Genomic DNA, 18,252 nt, shown 5'->3' with positions numbered 1-18,252 from the left:
AAAATCTATCAACCTTCTAATAATAATGATTTTGGATCTTCAAGCATATCTTTAACAGCAACAAGGAAGCTAACTGCTTCTTTACCATCAACAATACGGTGATCGTAAGATAGTGCAAGGTACATCATCGGACGGTTTTCCATACGTTCTGCATCAATTGCAACTGGGCGTACTTGGATTTTATGCATTCCTAAAATACCAACTTGAGGGCTATTTAGGATTGGTGTTGACATTAGAGAACCGAATACACCACCGTTTGTAATTGTAAATGTACCACCTTGTAGTTCTTTTAATGAAAGTTTGTTATCGCGTGCTTTCATACCTAAATTACGAATTTCGCTTTCGATTTCAGCGAAGTTTAATTGGTTAGCATCGCGTACAACTGGAACAACTAATCCATCTGGAGCTGCTACTGCAATACCGATATCATAGAATTTTTTGATGATAAGCTCGTCACCTTGAATTTCAGCATTTAATAATGGGAATTGTTTTAATGCTGCAACAACTGCTTTTGTGAAGAATGACATGAAGCCAAGACGTACATCATGTTTTTTCTCGAAAGCATCTTTGCGTTCTTTACGTAATTCCATGATCGCACTCATATCAACTTCGTTAAATGTTGTTAACATTGCAGATGTTTGTTGAACTTCTACAAGACGTTTTGCAATTGTTTGACGGCGGCGGGACATTTTCACACGCTCAACTGGTTTTTCGAATTCAGTTTTTGCAACTGGAGCAGGAGCTGGACTCTTTGGAGCAGCTGGTGCTTCTTTTGGTGCTGCAGCATGAGCTTGTACATCATGTGGTCTCACGCGTCCAAGTGGATCTGTGCTACGTACGTCGTTTAAGTCGATTCCTAATTCACGAGCCATTTTTCTAGCAGCTGGTGATGCAATAGGACGGTTCGTATTTGGTAAGCCTTGTAGACCCGTAGTTTGTTCAGCATTTGGAGCTGCAGCTTTCGGTGCTTCAGCTGTTTCTTGTTTTGGTTGCTCAGCAGCTGGAGCAGGTGTACTTACTGCAACTGGTGCTCCATTAGCATCTAAAATTGCGATAGTTGCGCCAACTTCAACTGTATCCCCAGGTTCGCCTAGTAACTTCGATACAATACCTGAATCTTCTGCAATGATTTCTACATTGACTTTATCAGTTTCAAGCTCAACAACGCTGCCACCTTTCTCAACTTTGTCGCCTACGTTGATAAGCCATTGTGAAATAGTTCCTTCGGTAATAGATTCTGCAAGCTCAGGTACTTTAATTTCGATCATTTTAAATGTCCTCCCCTTATTTGCCTAACGGTGTGTTTTTTCTTCTTTTGTCTTCGGTAATCTCCATTTGTTAGCCGGGCCTTGGGCAGAATATCTGCCCAAGATCAAGCTAGAAACCTTCATTATTACTTTTTAGTTGCTGTAAACTTCAATTTCTTGTTTATCTTGACGGAAGTTATACTTCACATCTAAAGCATGTGCAACAATTAGCTCTTGCTCAGCTTTATGTGCGAATGGATCGCCGCCAGATGGACTAGAGCGATCAGGACGTCCAATGTAACCTGTTTTCACTTTATCTCCAGCAAGTTCGAACAGAATTGGAGCCATGTAATGCCATGCGCCCATATTACGAGGTTCTTCTTGAACCCAAATGATTTCTTCTAAGTTTTTAAAGCGTTTAATAATAGATTGAACTTTCTCAGCAGGGAATGGGTACAATTGCTCAATACGAACGACATGAACTTCGTCTAAGCTGTACTCGTGTTTACCAGACTCGATTTCTGCTGCTAAGTCAATCGCCATTTTACCTGTACTTAAAACAAGACGTTTTACTTTATTTGGTTTCATACCAAGGTTTTCTTGTTCTAAAGCAGGTTGGAAACGTCCTTCGCTTAACTGGCTAGCAGTTGAAAGCGTAAGTGGGTGACGTAACAAGCTCTTCGGCGTCATCAGTACTAATGGTCGAACAGCTTCTGTTCCTAAGATAGATGCTTGACGACGTAGGATATGGAAGTATTGTGCCGCGCTCGTTAAGTTTGCAACTGTCCAGTTATTCTCAGCAGCTAACTGTAAGAAACGCTCTGGACGTGCACTAGAGTGCTCTGGCCCTTGACCTTCATAACCGTGTGGTAATAGAAGAACTAAACCAGATTTTTGACCCCATTTTGCTCTTCCAGCTGAAACATATTGATCAAATAATGCTTGCGCAGTATTTGAGAAGTCACCATATTGTGCTTCCCACATAACAAGAGTTTCTGGAGCGAATACGTTATAACCATATTCGTAACCAACAACAGCAGCCTCTGATAACGGACTGTTATGAACAGAGAATGAAGCATTAATGTTTGGTAAGCGGTGTAATGGTGAATATGTTTCATTTGTTTCTGTATCGTGCAGTACGATATGACGGTGTGCGAATGTACCACGCTGTGAATCTTGACCAGTTAAACGAATTGGCGTACCTTCTTGTAAAATAGAAGCGAATGCTAACGATTCAGCAAGTGCCCATTCAATTTTACCGTTCTCTTCAAGAGCATCTTTACGGCGCTCAAGAATTTTCTTCACTTTTGGATATACGTTAAATCCTTCTGGCCAAGATAGTAGACCTTCGTTAATTGCACGAAGTGAGTCAAGTTCAATACCAGTATCGATTGGTTGAATACCTTTTGCGACAACATCGGGCACTTTAACGTGAATTGTTGCATCGCTCGTATCAGCTGGTGGTACTTGTGCATAATCGGATTTTAATTGCTCTTGTATAAACTGTGTAATTGTTTCAACCTCATCTGCATTTAGAACACCAGCAGCTTGTAATTGATCTGCGTAAATTGCTCTTACAGTAGGGTGGTTTTTAATTTTTTTGTACACTTGTGGTTGCGTAACCGCTGGGTCATCCATTTCGTTATGACCATATCGACGGTAACCGATTAAATCGATTAAGAAGTCTTTTTGGAACAACATGCGATATTGAATCGCAAGGTTAGCAGCTGCAAGACAAGCTTCTGGATCATCAGCGTTCACGTGAACAATCGGAATATCGAAACCTTTTGCAAGGTCACTTGAATATTTCGTAGAACGAGAATCATAGCTATCAGTCGTGAAACCAACTGCATTGTTTGCGATAACATGAATCGTTCCGCCTGTTTGATACGCGTTCAATCTGCTTAAGTTCAACGTTTCAGATACAATACCTTGACCAGGGAATGCAGCATCACCATGAACTAAAATTACGAATGATTTTGAAGTGTCTTGATCTGGAAGACCAGATTTTTTACGATTCTCTTGAGCAGCACGTGCGAAACCTTCGACTACAGGATTCACGAACTCAAGATGACTCGGGTTATTTGCTAATGTCACGCGAGTGCTAATTTCTTCGTTACTAACGACTTGTTCTCTACCTAGGTGGTATTTTACGTCGCCAGTCCAGCCAGAATTGGCTACTGCGCCTTCTATTTTTGCATGTTTGAACTCAGCAAACATGTGACTATATGGTTTTTCTAATACGTGAGCAAGTACGCTTAGACGACCGCGGTGAGCCATACCAATCATGACATCCTCTACGCCGTTCTTAGCACCTTCTAGAACAATTTCATCTAAAACAGGTACAAGCATATCAACGCCCTCGATAGAGAAACGTTTTTGCCCAACGAATGTTTTATGCAAGAATTGCTCGAAACCTTCAACAGCTGTTAAACGTTTTAAAAGAGCAGTTCGTTTTTTATTTGATAGTGGTTGACGCAATGAATTTGATTCCACCATTTGATGCAACCACGCGCGTTCTTCACTATCTTGTATATGAGAAAATTCATAAGCTAAAGATTTTGTATAAACGTCTTTTAATCTATGAATTACATCAAGTGCAGTGTGAATACCTTCTGGTGCATCTTGCCATACTGTTTTCGCTGGAATCGCTTTCAAGTCAGCATCGCTCAGTTCACTCATTGCTTTCTCAAGAAGTGATTGTCCATTTGCAGCATCTTCCATCGGGTTAATGTGAGCCAACGTATGCCCGAAAGAACGAATTTGCTCAACAAGTTGAACGACTTTAAGAATTTTTTCAATGTTACCTGTGTTTTGAGGAGAAAAATGTGTTGCTGTGTTGTCCCCTGTTACGACATCATCTTGAAACGAAGGAGCTCCAAAAATTTCAAAAAGCTCTTGTAATTCCGGATCAACAGAACCTGCTCCAGTTACGTAAAGATCATACTGCTCAATAACATAACCAAGGTTCGGACCGTGGAACTTGGCCCAAGGGTTTGTCGTTGTATTCTTCCTCGTCATTTGTTTAAACCTCCCAATGCATATAATCCTTTTCCATACAAAGGTGCATTTTGCTCTTTTTCAATAAGTAATGAATCAATAATCAATGTAAATGTTTTCTTTACTCTTATGTTATTACAATAATTTACATAATACCAAACACTATTACTTATCTGTTTTGTAAAAAAACATTCACAATAACTTATCACCCAAGTTAATCTTTCACTTTATAAAGTAATTTTACAGAAAAATGGGGTGGATATATTTGGTATGCCTATACTAATAGCTATAATTGTTGCATTTAAATATAGGAAAAATAATTAGAATGTTTCGATAAAAATTAGTTTGAATTATGTATATTGAAATAATAAGCGCTTTCATAGATATTATACAACAATATAACGGAATATAGTATAAAAAATAAAAAATTATGAATTTAGCGTAAACTTTATTTCGATAGTGTTAAATATCGAAAGGAAAATGAAGGATTTCTACAAAAAAAGTTGCTAAACATAAAAAATGCTCCATAAACAGTTAGTTTCTATAAATATGACGAAAAACACCGTAAAACAAATAACGTATTTCGTGAAATAAAGAAATAAATGAAATATTTTAAAAGGATAAAACAAATATGAAGATATTAAATTTTAAAAAAGGTGAGGAGGAAATATAGTAACGATTACATACAGTGTTCCGTGTTTTATTACAAAATAGACGTGCTGAAATCGAACAAGTTTCTTCTATATAAATAGAGTGAAAAATGATTGTGGTAAATGTAAAGGAACCTTGACGTAAAGTTTACTTTACATATATACTCGATATATGGGAGGAGGGAGAAATTTCCTTGGAAAATAAAATGGTCGAATACCGAAAGAAATTTGGACTATCTCAAGAAAAACTGGCTGAGAAACTCGGGGTTTCCAGACAAACCATTATCTCAATTGAAAAAGGGAAATACGATCCATCACTTCCGCTAGCATTTGAAATAGCGAAAACATTTCAGACAACGATAGAACATGTATTTATTTATGAAGGAAAAGAAGAGGGGGAATAGGGATGAGTTATTCACAAAAGTACTTTGTAATTATGGGGATTATTTTTCTATTTATGAGTGGATTTATGATATTAACAGGTATAATGACGCATTCTGCACCGCCAAGTCCTACTTATACGTTACTTGCAATGATGGTTATGTGTTTCTGCCTAAGCTACTTACACCCGCAATTTAAAGAAAAAGACGAGCGAATGAAACTTATTCGTTATAAAGGAATGTTTGTAACCTTTTTTGCATTAACAGCATATTATCTTCTTTTCTCTATCGGCTTAAACTTAAAAATACTTACACTATCTGCTACTGAATTATTGAATATACTTATGGCACTTACGATGAGTACCGTCTTTATCTCATTTGTTGTTTTGGCAAAAAGATATTAAGATGGAAGAGAGAAAGGAAGATTAACATATGCAAATGATGTATGCTTTTGGCATTGGGCTTGTATTATTTTTAGCTGTATTCTTATTTATTCGTAAAGACGTTCAAGGCGGGACGTTAACGAAACGAGGATTTTATAAAATGATCGGCTGTTTAGTTATTATGTTTATTGCGATTATTGTAATGATCGTTTTAATAAGTCGGTCACTATAGAATGTAAAAACGGAACCTTACTGCGGTAAGGTTTTTTTATTGTTAAACCTAAAAATTACCACTAAATCCATTTACTGTAAATAACTTATATTATATAATCCAATGAAATGATAGATAAGGAGTGTAGTATATGAATAAAAAAACTATCTTCTATTTATTAACTTGTCTACTACTTGTAGCTAGTACTACTTATATAATATGTAACAAACGAGAACAAGTGCCGCCTATATTAGTATGGGAGGATCAGGAGTACCACGTAACGAATGAACCTGCCAAAGTAGAAGAAGTTGGGCAAAAACTTGGTGAAGTAACAAAGAAAATTAAAACAAGTAAAAAACCTACTAAAAATAGAGAATCTAATACATTACAAGAGAAAACAGAAGTATTCACAATGATTGAGGAAGAAAAAAGTGATTACCAGCCTTTAATTATAAAGGAAACTTATAGTGATGAATATAGGGTAGTGAGGCCGATGTTGAAGCAAGTATTATGATGAAAAGGAGATTCATATGCAGACAGTAACTTCGTATCCGTGGTCGTTAAGAAAAATATTTGTCTTTTTCCTCCTATCGGTGCCGCTTACATTTTGATGAATAGAGGAGCAATACAAAAGAGAGATTTCATTTTATATTTATTATTTGCTGCTATTAATATATCGCTTTGGTTATCGTTTATGATCTTTGATCGGAGTATGTGGATGGTAGTAGGGCATTATTTGTTTGGAGCAGTTGTTATTGTTTTTTCGAATATGAATAAGAGCTAAGCCAGCAACCTTAAAGTTGCTGGTTTTTATTTTGCTATTTATAATGAAGAAACAAATTTTTAATAGAGAGTAGTGGGCGTTATGAGATGGAAAGAGGGAACGTTTGAAAAAATAGACACGAATGACTCATCTGTTGAGCAACTTATAAACACGTTTAAGGAACAAAACTTAATTGGTGGAGCAATAATAAGCTGTTTTAAAGTGCATAACGAAAATTTTTTTAAAGAAATACCACATTCGAAAGATGGACATGAGCACTTCTTTAGAAGAATCTTCAACTCTTTAGATATAATTAATAACTTAGAAGAGTTAAAAATACATACATCAGACAAATATAAGTTTCGTTTTAAAGAGCAGCTGGCAGTTATGCTTGATGGTAGCATTGCTGCGCAAATTTTGTGGGGCGGAGCATATGAAGGGTTTAAGGAACGACCAGTTATCGCAAAACAATTAGCAGTCAATGTATGTCAATATATGTTCCAAGATCGATACGAAGATATTAAAGTGTTCGAAAGCTATCGCCCTTGGACAGATTGGTTTTACGATGTTGCGTGGGATGTTACTTGGATGGTGTTAGATAGTAGGGAACAGAAAATGTGGTTCATTTGTGCTACGGATACAGATTGATAGAAGAGGGACCTTGTAGGAATGCTGCAAGGCCCTTTATCTTTTGGGAATTAATAGAAAATTAATCATATAAATGCTATACTAAAAAATGTTTGTAATGTCAGTTTCATAATATTGTATGATGCTGACTTACTAGAAAAGATAAGAGGAGAATGAGCGTGCAAAAGATAAAGAGATTATTGCTATTAATGATGGTAGTAGGATTAACAGCAGGTGTTTTAGCAGGTTGTGCAAATCCGAAAGATACTACAGAAGAATTTTTAACAGCGATACAAAAAGGTGATGTAGAAAAGGCTCGTACATTTGTTGAGAGTGACAAAGAATTTAATAAACTAAATGAAAAAACAGATGATGCTGAGGCAAAAGCAATGCTAAGTGCAATTACAAAGAACTTTAAATTTGAAAAGCTAGAAGAAGTATCGAAAAAGGATGACAAAGCAGAAGTGAAAGTAAAAATTACATCTGCTGATCTATCCGTTGCTGTAACAAAAGCAGTGGGAGAAGTTATGCCAATGGCCTTCGCTAGCGCATTTAGCGAAGATAAAGAACAATCTGAAAAAGAAATCGAAAAAACAATGACCTCAACCATCATCAAAAACTTAACGGATAAAGATGCAGCAATGGCAACTCGCGAAGTTACATTGAACTTAAAGAAAGACAAAGATGGCGACTATAAAATCGTTGCTGACGATAACTTGAAAGAAGTATTGTTTGCAAATGCGAAGTCTTTGGAGAAGATCTTTGGTGGGAAGTAATTGAATTAGATAAAAAAGAGACACTATATCACGTAGAAGGCTGATATGGTGTCTCTTTTTTATGAACCTGGAGAGGTTTGAACGCACGAAATTAATTATATAAATTAGATATTATGTTTTTTGAATTCAAGACATAAAGCTAGTTGTAACAGAGGAGGTACTGTATTCTATGTTTTCTTATGCGGATCCTGTAACGTAGAAAGGTAAAATTTCTGGACCAGATTTTAATTAGTGTTCCTTCAGCTTTAATGAGGAGGTGTACGAAGATGTTGTGACTATGCCTGCTGGATACTATTAATTGTGAAGTTAAATAAGACAACAATTTATTAGAGGAAGATTAGTTAGTTTAAGTATCAGATTTAGGTGTTTAACAGGGGTACTAATTAATTTCAGTTCTTCCATGAAAAATTATAGAAAAAGTATGGATAAACAAATTCTTGTTTTAAGTGAATTTTGTAAATGTGGGGGCTGCTTTAAATAAAGATGGTCAAACACTATGTAAATAATTGAGAGTATTAAAATATGCAGAATTGCATATTAAATATTTAAAATCTTATGCTAACCTTATAATGCGAAATATAACATTTGTTGGTAATGATTCATTTTTGAAAGATAAAAAATGAATCATTACAGTGGTATACAATTCACTATCCTATAGCATAAACGATAATAACGAAAGCTATTTGAAGTCCTTTGAAGGAAATAAGTTATTAAAAAAGATTCCATATAGGGAATTTGTTGAAATTTCAGATGTTACAAATGTCATCTTATTTTTAATGTCTTATAAGAGTGACGCCATTAGAGGGCAAAATATTGTAGTTGACTATGGATATACAATTGTATAAATAAATCATCTTGAGAATTAAGGGTGTGGATAATGAGTTTACTAATTAAAGATTTAACAAAGAAATTTGACGAGCATGTTGCAGTGAATAATTTGAATATCGAGATACCAAAAGGTGAAATATTTGGATTCTTGGGCGGGAACGGAGCAGGTAAAACGACTACATTTCGAATGATACTTGGACTTTTATCGAAATCAAGTGGGACCATTTCATGGAATGGTAAACCTATAAATTATGGTGTTACAGATAAAATTGGGTATTTACCAGAAGAACGTGGTCTTTATGCGAAAATGACTGTCAAAGAACAAGTTAACTTTTTTGCAAAATTAAAGAACATGAAAAGTAAAGATGCAGAAAAAGAACTTCACTATTGGCTGGAGCGTTTTAATATTACTGAGCATCTGAACAAAAAGGTAGGAGAACTTTCTAAAGGGAATCAGCAAAAAATCCAGCTGATAACAGCGATTATACATAAGCCTGAACTCTTAATTTTAGATGAACCATTTAGTGGTTTAGACCCAGTAAATGTTGAAATGTTAAAAGACGCTGTTCTTGATATGCAAAAACAAGGTTCGTCAATTCTTTTTAGTTCACATCGTATGGAACATGTGGAAGAGTTATGCCAACACATTTGTATTATGCACAAAGGTGTACCTGTTGTTCAGGGTGACATTGCCAAAATTAAAAGTGATTTTGGTAAAAAGAACGTTGTAATCGTTGGCGATCATGACTTTGACCATTTGAAAGAAATAAAAGGTGTAGAAAGTATGAAGAAACGTAAAAATGCAGTTACTCTTAAAATTTCATATGAAGAAGTTTCACATGTTTTATTTAAAGAGATAACAAAATTAGGATATGTTAAAAAGTTTGCAGTAGAAGAGCCTACATTAAATGATATCTTTATTGCGAAAGTAGGTGCACAAAATGAGTAGTTTCTGGACAATTTTTTTACAAAACTATAAATCTAAAGTGAAATCAAAATCATATTTTGCTATTACAATAATAGTTTCTCTGTTAATTATAGGATTGATGAATTTTGACAAGATTTATAACTTGTTTGCAGGTAACGAGGACGATCAAGTTGTTGTTGTTACAGAAAAAGAAGAATTATATTCAACCATTCATCAAGTGTTTAAAAATGTCGATAGTAAGATACAAGTTAAACGTAGCACGGATAAACAAAAAGCAGAATCAGGTGTTAAAAATGGTGATTATACATATGCAATCGTTGTAGAGGAATTGAATAATAAACAATTAAAGGCTACGTATATAACTGAGACGGATGTAAATCAGCAAGATGTTAGCAAGGTTCAAACGATTTTATCTCAAATACAATCTTCTAACTTCGCCCAGCAATTGAATCTATCGCAAGATGAATTAAAGGTGTTAACAACGCCAGTAGAAATTCATACCAAAACGGTTTCAGATAAGGTTAAAGATGGAGAACATACTGAGGGTGTAGGGATTTTAATTAATGTCTTTATCATGCTAAATTATGTAATGATATTAATGTATGCTGCACAATTAGCAACAGATGTTGCAACAGAGAAATCTTCTCGTGTTATGGAGTTAGTTGTTTCAAGTATTTCGCCTACCAAACATTTATATGCGAAGCTATTCTCGACATTATTGGCTGGTATTACGCAAATCATAATTTGGGGCTTGGTCGCAACTGTTGGATATAAAACAGCAATTAATGATTCGAAAAATGATATTTTAAATAGTATTGATTTAAATTCTGTTGCTCCAACTCTAGTGTTTTATGGGATTCTATTCTTCACATTAGGATTCTTATTATATGGCTCATTATCTTGTCTATTTGGCTCTATCATTACGCGTATAGAGGAATCTTCTCAAGCTGTTATGCCGCTGATGTTTATGTTACTTGCTGCTTTGTATATCGCAATTTATGGAATGTCAAATCCAAGCAGCATGGTTGTTACCATTACTAGTTATGTACCTTTCTTTACTCCTATAGTTATGCTTGTACGAATTGGATTCCTTAATATCCCAGTATGGGAGATTGCGCTAGCATTAGGGATTCTAATCGCAACAATATGTATAATGATTGGTTTAACGAGTCGTGTTTACCGCGGTGGCGTATTAATATATGGTAAAGGTGCATTTAGTAATATCAAAAAGGCAATCAAGTTAGGGCAAAAATAGGATTGGTTTATTCATATTTAAAAAGACTACATAGTTAATCTATGTAGTTTTTTGTTGTTACGATAATTTTTATATATAAATTATTGTATTAAGCTATTTTTCAAAGAGAACTTTAAAAAGATCCCAAAAGAGAGTAAAGAATCGAGTTCTGGCGAACAACGCAGAGCGATGATTGATATAATTTATGTCTTTCTCCAAAATGAAGACAAGAAGTAGGGGGGGGAATTTAGTTTTAATCATAATCATTTATTTGCTACATAAAGAAAACCCCTTGAATATCAAGGGGTTTTTCCTATGATCCCGACTGGCCTCGAACCAGCGACCTCCACCCTGTCAAGGTGGCGCTCTCCCTGCTGAGCTACGGGATCCCAACTATAAATATTACGATCAGCAATGTGTTTTCATTTCATTCGTGTAATCGAAGGATTTGTATAATTTATTGAATATTGTAACATTTGATGTATTCCTATAATAGCAACAAACTTTAATGGTGTAAAGATTTAACTTTCTGGATATTATCATTCCAATTTTTATATAAAAAATAAGCCCCGAAGAGCTTATTTTAATAATAATATCACCGCGATTATCAATGATATTTTCAAAAATACAATCATAAATAATGGAGCTCGTTCATGAGCTATCGTCCTGTAACTGTCATTCCTGCTGTGTAAATTGTATCTACAGAACCGTCAGCACTTACAACTTCAACTTTATAGCGATATGTTCCATTGTCTGAAATGTTTTCGCCATATCCTGTGAAAGTAGAAATTTCATCATTACTTCCAGCTGGAACCCATTGATTTTGCCAATGGAAGAAAGTATCATATTCTCCCCAGTTATCGCCATATTTTTTCTCGATGCTGACATTGTAATGAATATCTTCAGCTCGTTCATTTGTAATTCTTGCAATTACGTTTTGACCAAAGCTATATTCTGTAGCGTGTACTTGAACTGTAATACCATTCAACGTTTCGCTAGGACCACAAATATAACGACAGAACTCGCTTGCTCCGTCAGCATGTGCCTTCGGTGTATCAATGTTCATAGCTGTTAAACCACCTAAAGCTAAAGCTCCTGTTAATAATACTTTACCAAATGTTTTCACTTGAAATTCCCCCTAAGTATATTCTCAATTCGTTCCATAGATATCACATTAAGTAGTTTTATAACATTAATCTAATCGAACGCTTTTTTCCTCGAGTGTATTCGCTATGAATCTTTCATCTTGTAGTAATCTAACCTCTACATAAAATTTCATAGTTTTGATTCCATATATGTATCATGATTTACATAGAACAAATCTGTTAATACGTTTTGGTTATTTGCTTATTCCACCACTCTTTATTACCTTTTATTGGTAAAACGTTGATTTTATTATATACCATTATTATCTATTTACAAGAAAAAATCATACTGTATGTAAAAATGCATAATAAAAAACACTACTTGTATTCTGTAATTCAGAATACAAGTAGTGTTGGGTTTCAATTAATATTTAATTGGAACTTAATGCTAACTTTTTATGTTTAACAGTATACAATATATCATCGTTAATTAAAGTCATAATTGATAAATCTTGTTCAGGGGACGCTCTTCATGCTGAGCTACGGGATCTTCAAAAGGGAAAGTATAAGCGATTATGATAGTAATGTATAAAGGGATAATGATGAGAAGCGAATTTAGTAGAAAGTAGTCTTAGGATGTAGAGGTTATATTATTTCCGATACCAATCCAAAGGACCTTCATCACTCAAATCAACAAGAAAAGGGAACAAGAAGTGTAAAGGTAAGCTTATGAGTTCTGGCATAGCGTTCACTGTTTTCTTTGATAGATATTGCCTCCCAAAACAATACGGACAATCTTTTTCAAATGTCATGAGTATCGACCATACATCTTTTACTTTCCATTTCGTTTTACAATACGTACAACGCGCCATTGAGTTCCTCCTCAGTTTAAGGTGCTTTCTAATATATTCTACTTTATTGTACGAAAGTCATTTGAATTTGATGTGGTAAAATGCAAAACAAGCCTAACCACGTTCTACATTCAGGAAGGGGCTAGGCTTGTTTTAATTTCGATCAAAGTCTCTTTGTATCAGGCTGTTTATACATTGCCTAGATAGCTTCGCGTTAAATTCGGGAGAATAATTTTTCCATTTTCACTGTATTTTTCGAATAGATCTGATAGGAGAAAAACAAAGTTTTTATACTGTTCGTCATTTTCTTTCGGAGCATAAGACGCTGATAAATTTCTTCCCAAAAAACCTTCATAATCAAAAAGTAAATCATTTTGATATTCTTTAAACTCATACTTTCCATCTTTAAAAAAGCTGTTAAATACTTCTGGAGTTTCATCTATTCCACCGCTAAATCCTTTAAAGTTTGGGCAGGTTTTCTGGCAAATTTCTGCGTTCTCTTTAATAAGTGGACTAGTTAAATCTCTACTATTCCAAACAAGTGCAACATTTGCTTTTTGTTTTAAAATTCGTTGGCATTCGATTTTGAAAGCCTCTTTATTAAACCAATGAAATGCTTGGGCAACAGTTACTAAATCTACACTATTTTCTTTTAAAGTGGTATGTTCAGCAGTTGCTTTTATGGATTGAAAACGAGAATATAGTTTTAACGATTGCTCAGCGATCTTCCTCATATCATCATTTGGTTCAACTCCAATAACATGTAAACCACTTTCAAGCAGCTGGTGGCTAAATATCCCCGTACCTGAACCAATATCAGCCACAATCCGATTCCCTTTCAGTTGGTTAGCTGAAAGCAAGTAATCAATATATTCATTAGGATAACTAGGGCGATATTTTGCATATATATCGGCCCTGTCAGTAAAATTTTCTGTTGTTTTCACAGTACTACCTTCTTTCTTACGATATTATGTACAGAAATAGAAATTAAATATGAATTCCGGCATAAGTCTCTAAGTCTACAACTTAAGAGTCCAGCTAAATAGAAAGCCTCAGTTTCTTTATTCAAATATCCTTTATCCGTTTAGTATACTATTTTAGATAATATCTTCCAAAAGACTAGAATGGCTTACTCAATTATGTTTTAAAGGGTATATTTTTATGGATTTATTTAATAATTTATGAGCGATTGTATGTCGTATTACGTTTACTTAGGTAAGAGATTTTCATTTTTGCTATTTAAATTGGCCAATATATCCTTTTTACAATTTACTGAAAATCATGTATAACAGAGATACATGATTATTTTATCTCGCTATTTGCGGGCAGTAAGATCCCTTACCTCGAAATTTAGCAAAAGCAAAGAAGTTAGGTTGGAGTCGGGCTGCCCGTAAAAGTCCGATTAGTGAGGGTTGATGAAAGTTTCACTTTATAAATATTCAGAAGTAGAGGGAGAAAAGTTGTAATGGTAAGAAAAACGTTCAAGATGCGCGTGTCTAAAAATAGAACGATTTCGATTAATGGATCGATTCTTGATGTGGATGTTACACATGATGAATTTTTACAAGAGTTTGTTGAGTGGGTTGATTCTAAAGGTTGGTCGTTTATGGGGATAACGGATGAGATTACGCCCGAGGAAGCTAGTCAAAAGTTAATAGATTCGTTGATTGATGAGAAGGATAAGAAAGAGTAATTCCTTCTTATTTTTATTGTATATTTATGTTCTTTATCGTAAAAATATGATATAGTAAAAAATAGTGAAAATTCTTCCAGTTTAATACAAATTACATATGATTGGTAGATTTATTATTTTGTTAGGGGAGTAAATGGAAAAGGGAGAGTCATATGGTAAATTTTAAGAAAATTTTGGTTTTTATTACAGTTATTTGTTTGTTTTTGTTGACACCTATGACATTGCGTGCTGAGACGAATATTGGAGTAAATCCAGAACAAGTTGCACCACCACCTGTGGAAGGACCGAATGTTTTTAGTCAGTTTGCAACAACAATCGATGCGAAAACAGGAGATGTTTTGTATGACAAAAACGCATATCACCGTGCATTTCCTGCTAGTACGACGAAAGTGTTAACAGCGATTTTACTCATGGAGCATACGAAGCCAGAGGATCAATTTACATTTTCACAATTAGCGTTAGATCAAGAGAAGAGTAATTATCAAATTGAGTTTCAACCTGGAGAGACAATTAATAGAAATACTGCGCTTATGATTTTAATGGTGCTGAGTGCGAATGATGTGTCGTATGCGATTGCGGAGCGGATTGGCGGGAGTGTTGAGAATTTCGCCAATATGATGAATGAGAAAGCGAAGCAATTAGGGGCGAAAGATAGCCACTTTGTAACACCGAATGGATTGCATGATCCGAACCATTATACGACGCCGTATGATATGGCTATGATTACGAGAGGTGTGCAAAAATATCCTGAAATTTTACAAGCGATGAATACGAAACGAACGACAGTTACGACGTCTAGCCAGACGGTGTCTATTTTTAATAAATCTACTTATTTTGAAAATCCATATAGTATTGGTGGTAAGACGGGGTTTACGAATGAAGCGCGTAATACACTTGTTTTATTAAATGAGAAAGATGGAAATCGTATTATAAATGTAGTAATGGCTTCTCAAAGACCTGAAATTTATGAAGATTTGAAGCAAATGGCGGACTATTCTTTCGGTCAATTTACGAAGCAAACAGTGCTCGATAAACATAATTGGCATCAAAAAACAACATATTTAAATAAAGATGTTAGTTCTGAGTTGGAAAAAAGTGCAGAACTTATGCTTAAGAAAGATGAAGGGAAAAATGTGAAAACTATTTTCCGGGCAGCTTCATTAGATAAAGAATCTTTGTATCATAAAGGAATACATCGTGGTGAGGTAGTTGGTGCAGTTGATATTACGAAAAATAATCAAACAATTGCGACGGTAAATGTTCTTTCAACAGAAGATGTCACTTTTGCGATGCCTAAAAAAGATACAATTGCATCTGAAGAAAAAGAGTCAAATGTGAAAATAATAAGTGTTGGGATAGGCGCAATTGTATTATTTGGAGCCATTTTATATGTAGTGCTACGCCGAAATACAAAAGGAATGAAAACAGAAGAAAAATAACGTAGTAGTAAAAAGACTGTGGAGAGATTTTGTCACAGTCTTTTTTTATACTAAAGAGACATTTAACTAATAATTGTAAATTTTCTTATTGCAATAACTTAAAGTTCGTTATATCATTTACTTGTGTTCTTGTTAAAGAACAAAATGAACATTGCATACTTCAAATAATATAAAACAACGGAGAGGGAGAGAGACGATGAAATTAATTTGGAAGGTAATTAGCAACGCAATCTCATTTGTTTTATTTGCATTGATGGTTTTTTTAGCTTTTGTAGTTATTTCTTCAAAAGCGAGCGGTGGTGATCCGACAGTAATGGGATACCAATTTAAGAGTGTTCTTTCAGGATCAATGGAGCCGACGTTTTTAACAGGATCAATCATTGCAATAGAACCAAACAAAGATGGTTCTAAATATCAAAAAGGTGATGTTATTACCTTTAAAGAGAAAGATCAAAAAATTATCACTCACCGTATTATCGGTGTGAAAGATACAAATGGAAAAGTAATGTATGAAACAAAAGGGGATAACAACAACGGACCAGATTTAGAGCCAGTACTTGCAGAAAATGTAGTTGGAAAGTATGCAGATATTACAGTTCCGTACGTTGGTTATTTACTGAATTATGCGAATTCAAAAGCGGGAGCAGCATTACTTCTTATTATTCCAGGAGTCTTTTTACTTGGATATTCCGCGATTTCTATTTTTGGGGCTATTCGTAGCATTGACGGAGAAAAGAAAGATAAAAAAGTAGAACAATCCGTCTAGTTCGTTTGGTTATACTTTCCGTTTAGGAAGTTAACAAATATATATTAAGGGGATATGGACATGACTTTAAAGAAAAAATTAGGAATGGGTATTACATCAGCAGTACTAGGAGCAGCGTTAGTTGGTGGAGGAACATTTGCGTTTTTCAGTGATAAAGAAGTGTCAAACAATACATTTGCGGCTGGGACACTTGATTTAGCATTAAATCCATCAACAGTTGTTAACGTATCGAATTTAAAACCTGGGGATACAATTGAAAAAGAATTTAAACTAGAAAATAAAGGCTCTTTAGATATTAAAAAGGTTCTACTGAAAACAGATTATAATGTAGAAGATGTAAAGAAAGATAATAAAGATGATTTTGGTAAACATATTAAAGTAACATTCTTAAAAAATGTAGATAAGCATGAGACAATTGTGAAACAAACTACTTTAGATAAATTAAAAGGTGACACACTTACAGCTGTAGATAATGATTTATCGGCTTGGTTCTGGGATGAAAAAGGTATTTCAGCAGGTAAATCTGATAAATTCAAAGTGAAATTTGAGTTCGTTGATAATGGAAAAGATCAAAATCAATTCCAAGGCGATAAGTTACAATTAAATTGGACGTTTGATGCACAACAAACAGCAGGTGAAGAAAGATAATAACAAAAAGGGCTATCACATGGATAGCCCTTTTTCTATTTTTCTAGTATTTGTCTATCAATTTTAATAGTTCTTTACTATAATATAGATAATGTTCTGTATAAAGAACGTAATGTTCGATGGGGGAGATTAAGATGCTGAAAAGACCGCGGAATTTTAAAAAGATGCTTATATTGCCGTGTATGTGTTCTATTACGTTTTATTTAGGATCTCAAATTATGACGCATACAGAAGCGGCGTTCATTCATGAAACGAAAGTGGAAGCGACGCTTTCTACAGCAATTATATTTCCGAAAACAGTTAATACGTTAAAAGAGCAATCTGAGAAACATAAACAGTTTATTGAGCGTGAGTATGGAACGATGAAGGGGAAATCGAAAGCAACTTCTATTGAAGAAATAAAACAGGCGATTTCTGTATGGCAACAAGGGCGTGAGAAAATTGTTGCTGAGAAGGAAGCTCTGCAAAATGTATATACTGAAATAGAGGCTCCTTACAATCAAATACAAGAAGAATTAAAGGTAAATAAAGATGAGTCGATGCAGCAAGTGTCCGTATATGTAAATGAAGGCTTTCGCAGTATCAAAGAGAAACGTGACTATATTGAGAAAGAAATTAGCTTGAAAGCTATTGATGAGCAAATTCAGGCTCTTCAGCAACAATTAAACGTTGCAATTGAAGCGGAAGGACAAAAGAAAGCAGAAGAACAAAAGAAAGTAGAAGAACAGAAGAAAGCAGAAGAA

Annotated in this window: 19 protein-coding genes, 1 tRNA gene and 1 pseudogene; 15 read left to right on the top strand and 6 right to left on the bottom strand. The window is 34.6% G+C overall.

From position 1 onward, the window contains the following. Positions 1 to 8: 8 nt before the first annotated feature. Positions 9 to 1,268, bottom strand: a complete 1,260-nt coding sequence (odhB, locus tag ACODS7_RS11330) for a 2-oxoglutarate dehydrogenase complex dihydrolipoyllysine-residue succinyltransferase (protein WP_000569892.1) — start codon at positions 1,266 to 1,268, stop codon at positions 9 to 11. Between the two features lie 132 nt (positions 1,269 to 1,400). Continuing rightward, the gene (odhA, locus tag ACODS7_RS11325) at positions 1,401 to 4,268 is read right to left on the bottom strand and encodes a 2-oxoglutarate dehydrogenase E1 component (RefSeq protein WP_043936726.1); all 2,868 of its coding nucleotides are present in this window, start codon (positions 4,266 to 4,268) and stop codon (positions 1,401 to 1,403) included. 823 nt (positions 4,269 to 5,091) lie between these two features. Between odhA and ACODS7_RS11320 the strand changes: the two genes are divergently transcribed. From ACODS7_RS11320 to ACODS7_RS11275, 10 genes and pseudogenes are all read left to right on the top strand, one after another. Beyond that, on the top strand, positions 5,092 to 5,301 hold the full coding sequence (locus tag ACODS7_RS11320) for a helix-turn-helix transcriptional regulator (RefSeq protein WP_000428506.1): 210 nt from the start codon (positions 5,092 to 5,094) through the stop codon (positions 5,299 to 5,301). 2 nt (positions 5,302 to 5,303) lie between these two features. Continuing rightward, entirely contained in the window at positions 5,304 to 5,681 is a 378-nt protein-coding gene (locus ACODS7_RS11315; protein ID WP_098628923.1) for a permease, read from the top strand. 28 nt (positions 5,682 to 5,709) lie between these two features. Next, on the top strand, positions 5,710 to 5,892 hold the full coding sequence (locus ACODS7_RS11310; RefSeq protein WP_001178297.1) for a DUF3976 domain-containing protein: 183 nt from the start codon (positions 5,710 to 5,712) through the stop codon (positions 5,890 to 5,892). Positions 5,893 to 6,022: 130 nt separating this feature from the next. Further along, positions 6,023 to 6,385: a hypothetical protein gene (locus ACODS7_RS11305; RefSeq protein WP_043936729.1), complete on the top strand. Its 363-nt coding sequence runs from the start codon at positions 6,023 to 6,025 to the stop codon at positions 6,383 to 6,385. Positions 6,386 to 6,401: 16 nt separating this feature from the next. Then, positions 6,402 to 6,655 (top strand): annotated as a pseudogene (locus ACODS7_RS11300) (hypothetical protein). An 81-nt stretch (positions 6,656 to 6,736) separates the two neighbouring features. Then, on the top strand, positions 6,737 to 7,282 hold the full coding sequence (locus ACODS7_RS11295) for a hypothetical protein (protein WP_001267330.1): 546 nt from the start codon (positions 6,737 to 6,739) through the stop codon (positions 7,280 to 7,282). A gap of 158 nt (positions 7,283 to 7,440) precedes the next feature. Continuing rightward, complete coding sequence (locus ACODS7_RS11290) at positions 7,441 to 8,037, top strand: DUF4878 domain-containing protein (RefSeq protein WP_142333762.1); 597 nt, start codon at positions 7,441 to 7,443, stop codon at positions 8,035 to 8,037. 632 nt (positions 8,038 to 8,669) lie between these two features. Continuing rightward, positions 8,670 to 8,882 carry an SDR family oxidoreductase gene (locus tag ACODS7_RS11285; RefSeq protein WP_239661674.1) on the top strand — a complete coding sequence of 71 codons (213 nt, stop codon included), beginning with the start codon at positions 8,670 to 8,672 and terminating at the stop codon, positions 8,880 to 8,882. 32 nt (positions 8,883 to 8,914) lie between these two features. Next, a complete protein-coding gene (locus ACODS7_RS11280) occupies positions 8,915 to 9,814 on the top strand; it encodes an ABC transporter ATP-binding protein (RefSeq protein WP_000054722.1) in 900 nt (299 codons plus the stop codon). Then, positions 9,807 to 11,048, top strand: coding sequence for an ABC transporter permease (locus ACODS7_RS11275; RefSeq protein WP_098628919.1), 1,242 nt, complete (start codon positions 9,807 to 9,809; stop codon positions 11,046 to 11,048). Before ACODS7_RS11280 ends, ACODS7_RS11275 begins: the two co-directional genes overlap by 8 nt. A gap of 295 nt (positions 11,049 to 11,343) precedes the next feature. Here the strand turns inward: ACODS7_RS11275 and ACODS7_RS11270 are convergent. From ACODS7_RS11270 to ACODS7_RS11255, 4 genes are all read right to left on the bottom strand, one after another. Next, positions 11,344 to 11,416, bottom strand: a tRNA-Val gene (locus tag ACODS7_RS11270). A gap of 269 nt (positions 11,417 to 11,685) precedes the next feature. Continuing rightward, positions 11,686 to 12,153, bottom strand: coding sequence for a hypothetical protein (locus ACODS7_RS11265; RefSeq protein ID WP_098139274.1), 468 nt, complete (start codon positions 12,151 to 12,153; stop codon positions 11,686 to 11,688). A gap of 609 nt (positions 12,154 to 12,762) precedes the next feature. After that, positions 12,763 to 12,984 carry a hypothetical protein gene (locus ACODS7_RS11260; protein ID WP_043936736.1) on the bottom strand — a complete coding sequence of 74 codons (222 nt, stop codon included), beginning with the start codon at positions 12,982 to 12,984 and terminating at the stop codon, positions 12,763 to 12,765. A 167-nt stretch (positions 12,985 to 13,151) separates the two neighbouring features. Next, positions 13,152 to 13,907 (bottom strand): class I SAM-dependent methyltransferase, encoded by a 756-nt coding sequence (locus ACODS7_RS11255; protein ID WP_098139276.1) that lies wholly within the window; start codon positions 13,905 to 13,907, stop codon positions 13,152 to 13,154. Positions 13,908 to 14,428: 521 nt separating this feature from the next. Between ACODS7_RS11255 and ACODS7_RS11250 the strand changes: the two genes are divergently transcribed. The 5 genes from ACODS7_RS11250 to ACODS7_RS11230 form a co-directional block, all read left to right on the top strand. Further along, positions 14,429 to 14,656 (top strand): hypothetical protein, encoded by a 228-nt coding sequence (locus tag ACODS7_RS11250; RefSeq protein ID WP_000251856.1) that lies wholly within the window; start codon positions 14,429 to 14,431, stop codon positions 14,654 to 14,656. Between the two features lie 152 nt (positions 14,657 to 14,808). Further along, positions 14,809 to 16,095, top strand: a complete 1,287-nt coding sequence (locus ACODS7_RS11245) for a D-alanyl-D-alanine carboxypeptidase family protein (RefSeq protein WP_098139278.1) — start codon at positions 14,809 to 14,811, stop codon at positions 16,093 to 16,095. Between the two features lie 196 nt (positions 16,096 to 16,291). After that, entirely contained in the window at positions 16,292 to 16,861 is a 570-nt protein-coding gene (gene sipW, locus ACODS7_RS11240) for a signal peptidase I SipW (RefSeq protein WP_000767802.1), read from the top strand. 60 nt (positions 16,862 to 16,921) lie between these two features. Next, positions 16,922 to 17,509: a CalY family protein gene (locus tag ACODS7_RS11235; protein ID WP_000172852.1), complete on the top strand. Its 588-nt coding sequence runs from the start codon at positions 16,922 to 16,924 to the stop codon at positions 17,507 to 17,509. 119 nt (positions 17,510 to 17,628) lie between these two features. Next, the coding region (locus ACODS7_RS11230) for a DUF4047 domain-containing protein (RefSeq protein ID WP_488826692.1) at positions 17,629 to 18,252 on the top strand (624 nt) is incomplete at its 3' end.

The sequence above is a fragment of the Bacillus sp. FG16 genome (genome assembly GCF_057809515.1).
Note: the sequence above shows the minus strand (reverse complement) of the source record. Positions and strands in the feature narration are given on the sequence as shown.

Coding starts and splice junctions, on each gene's coding strand:
- odhB (WP_000569892.1), bottom strand. CDS start 1,268: ATGATCGAAATTAAAGTACCTGAGCTTGCAGAATCTATTACCGAAGGA.
- odhA (WP_043936726.1), bottom strand. CDS start 4,268: ATGACGAGGAAGAATACAACGACAAACCCTTGGGCCAAGTTCCACGGT.
- ACODS7_RS11315 (WP_098628923.1), top strand. CDS start 5,304: ATGAGTTATTCACAAAAGTACTTTGTAATTATGGGGATTATTTTTCTA.
- ACODS7_RS11310 (WP_001178297.1), top strand. CDS start 5,710: ATGCAAATGATGTATGCTTTTGGCATTGGGCTTGTATTATTTTTAGCT.
- ACODS7_RS11305 (WP_043936729.1), top strand. CDS start 6,023: ATGAATAAAAAAACTATCTTCTATTTATTAACTTGTCTACTACTTGTA.
- ACODS7_RS11295 (WP_001267330.1), top strand. CDS start 6,737: ATGAGATGGAAAGAGGGAACGTTTGAAAAAATAGACACGAATGACTCA.
- ACODS7_RS11280 (WP_000054722.1), top strand. CDS start 8,915: ATGAGTTTACTAATTAAAGATTTAACAAAGAAATTTGACGAGCATGTT.
- ACODS7_RS11275 (WP_098628919.1), top strand. CDS start 9,807: ATGAGTAGTTTCTGGACAATTTTTTTACAAAACTATAAATCTAAAGTG.
- ACODS7_RS11260 (WP_043936736.1), bottom strand. CDS start 12,984: ATGGCGCGTTGTACGTATTGTAAAACGAAATGGAAAGTAAAAGATGTA.
- ACODS7_RS11250 (WP_000251856.1), top strand. CDS start 14,429: ATGGTAAGAAAAACGTTCAAGATGCGCGTGTCTAAAAATAGAACGATT.
- ACODS7_RS11245 (WP_098139278.1), top strand. CDS start 14,809: ATGGTAAATTTTAAGAAAATTTTGGTTTTTATTACAGTTATTTGTTTG.
- sipW (WP_000767802.1), top strand. CDS start 16,292: ATGAAATTAATTTGGAAGGTAATTAGCAACGCAATCTCATTTGTTTTA.
- ACODS7_RS11235 (WP_000172852.1), top strand. CDS start 16,922: ATGACTTTAAAGAAAAAATTAGGAATGGGTATTACATCAGCAGTACTA.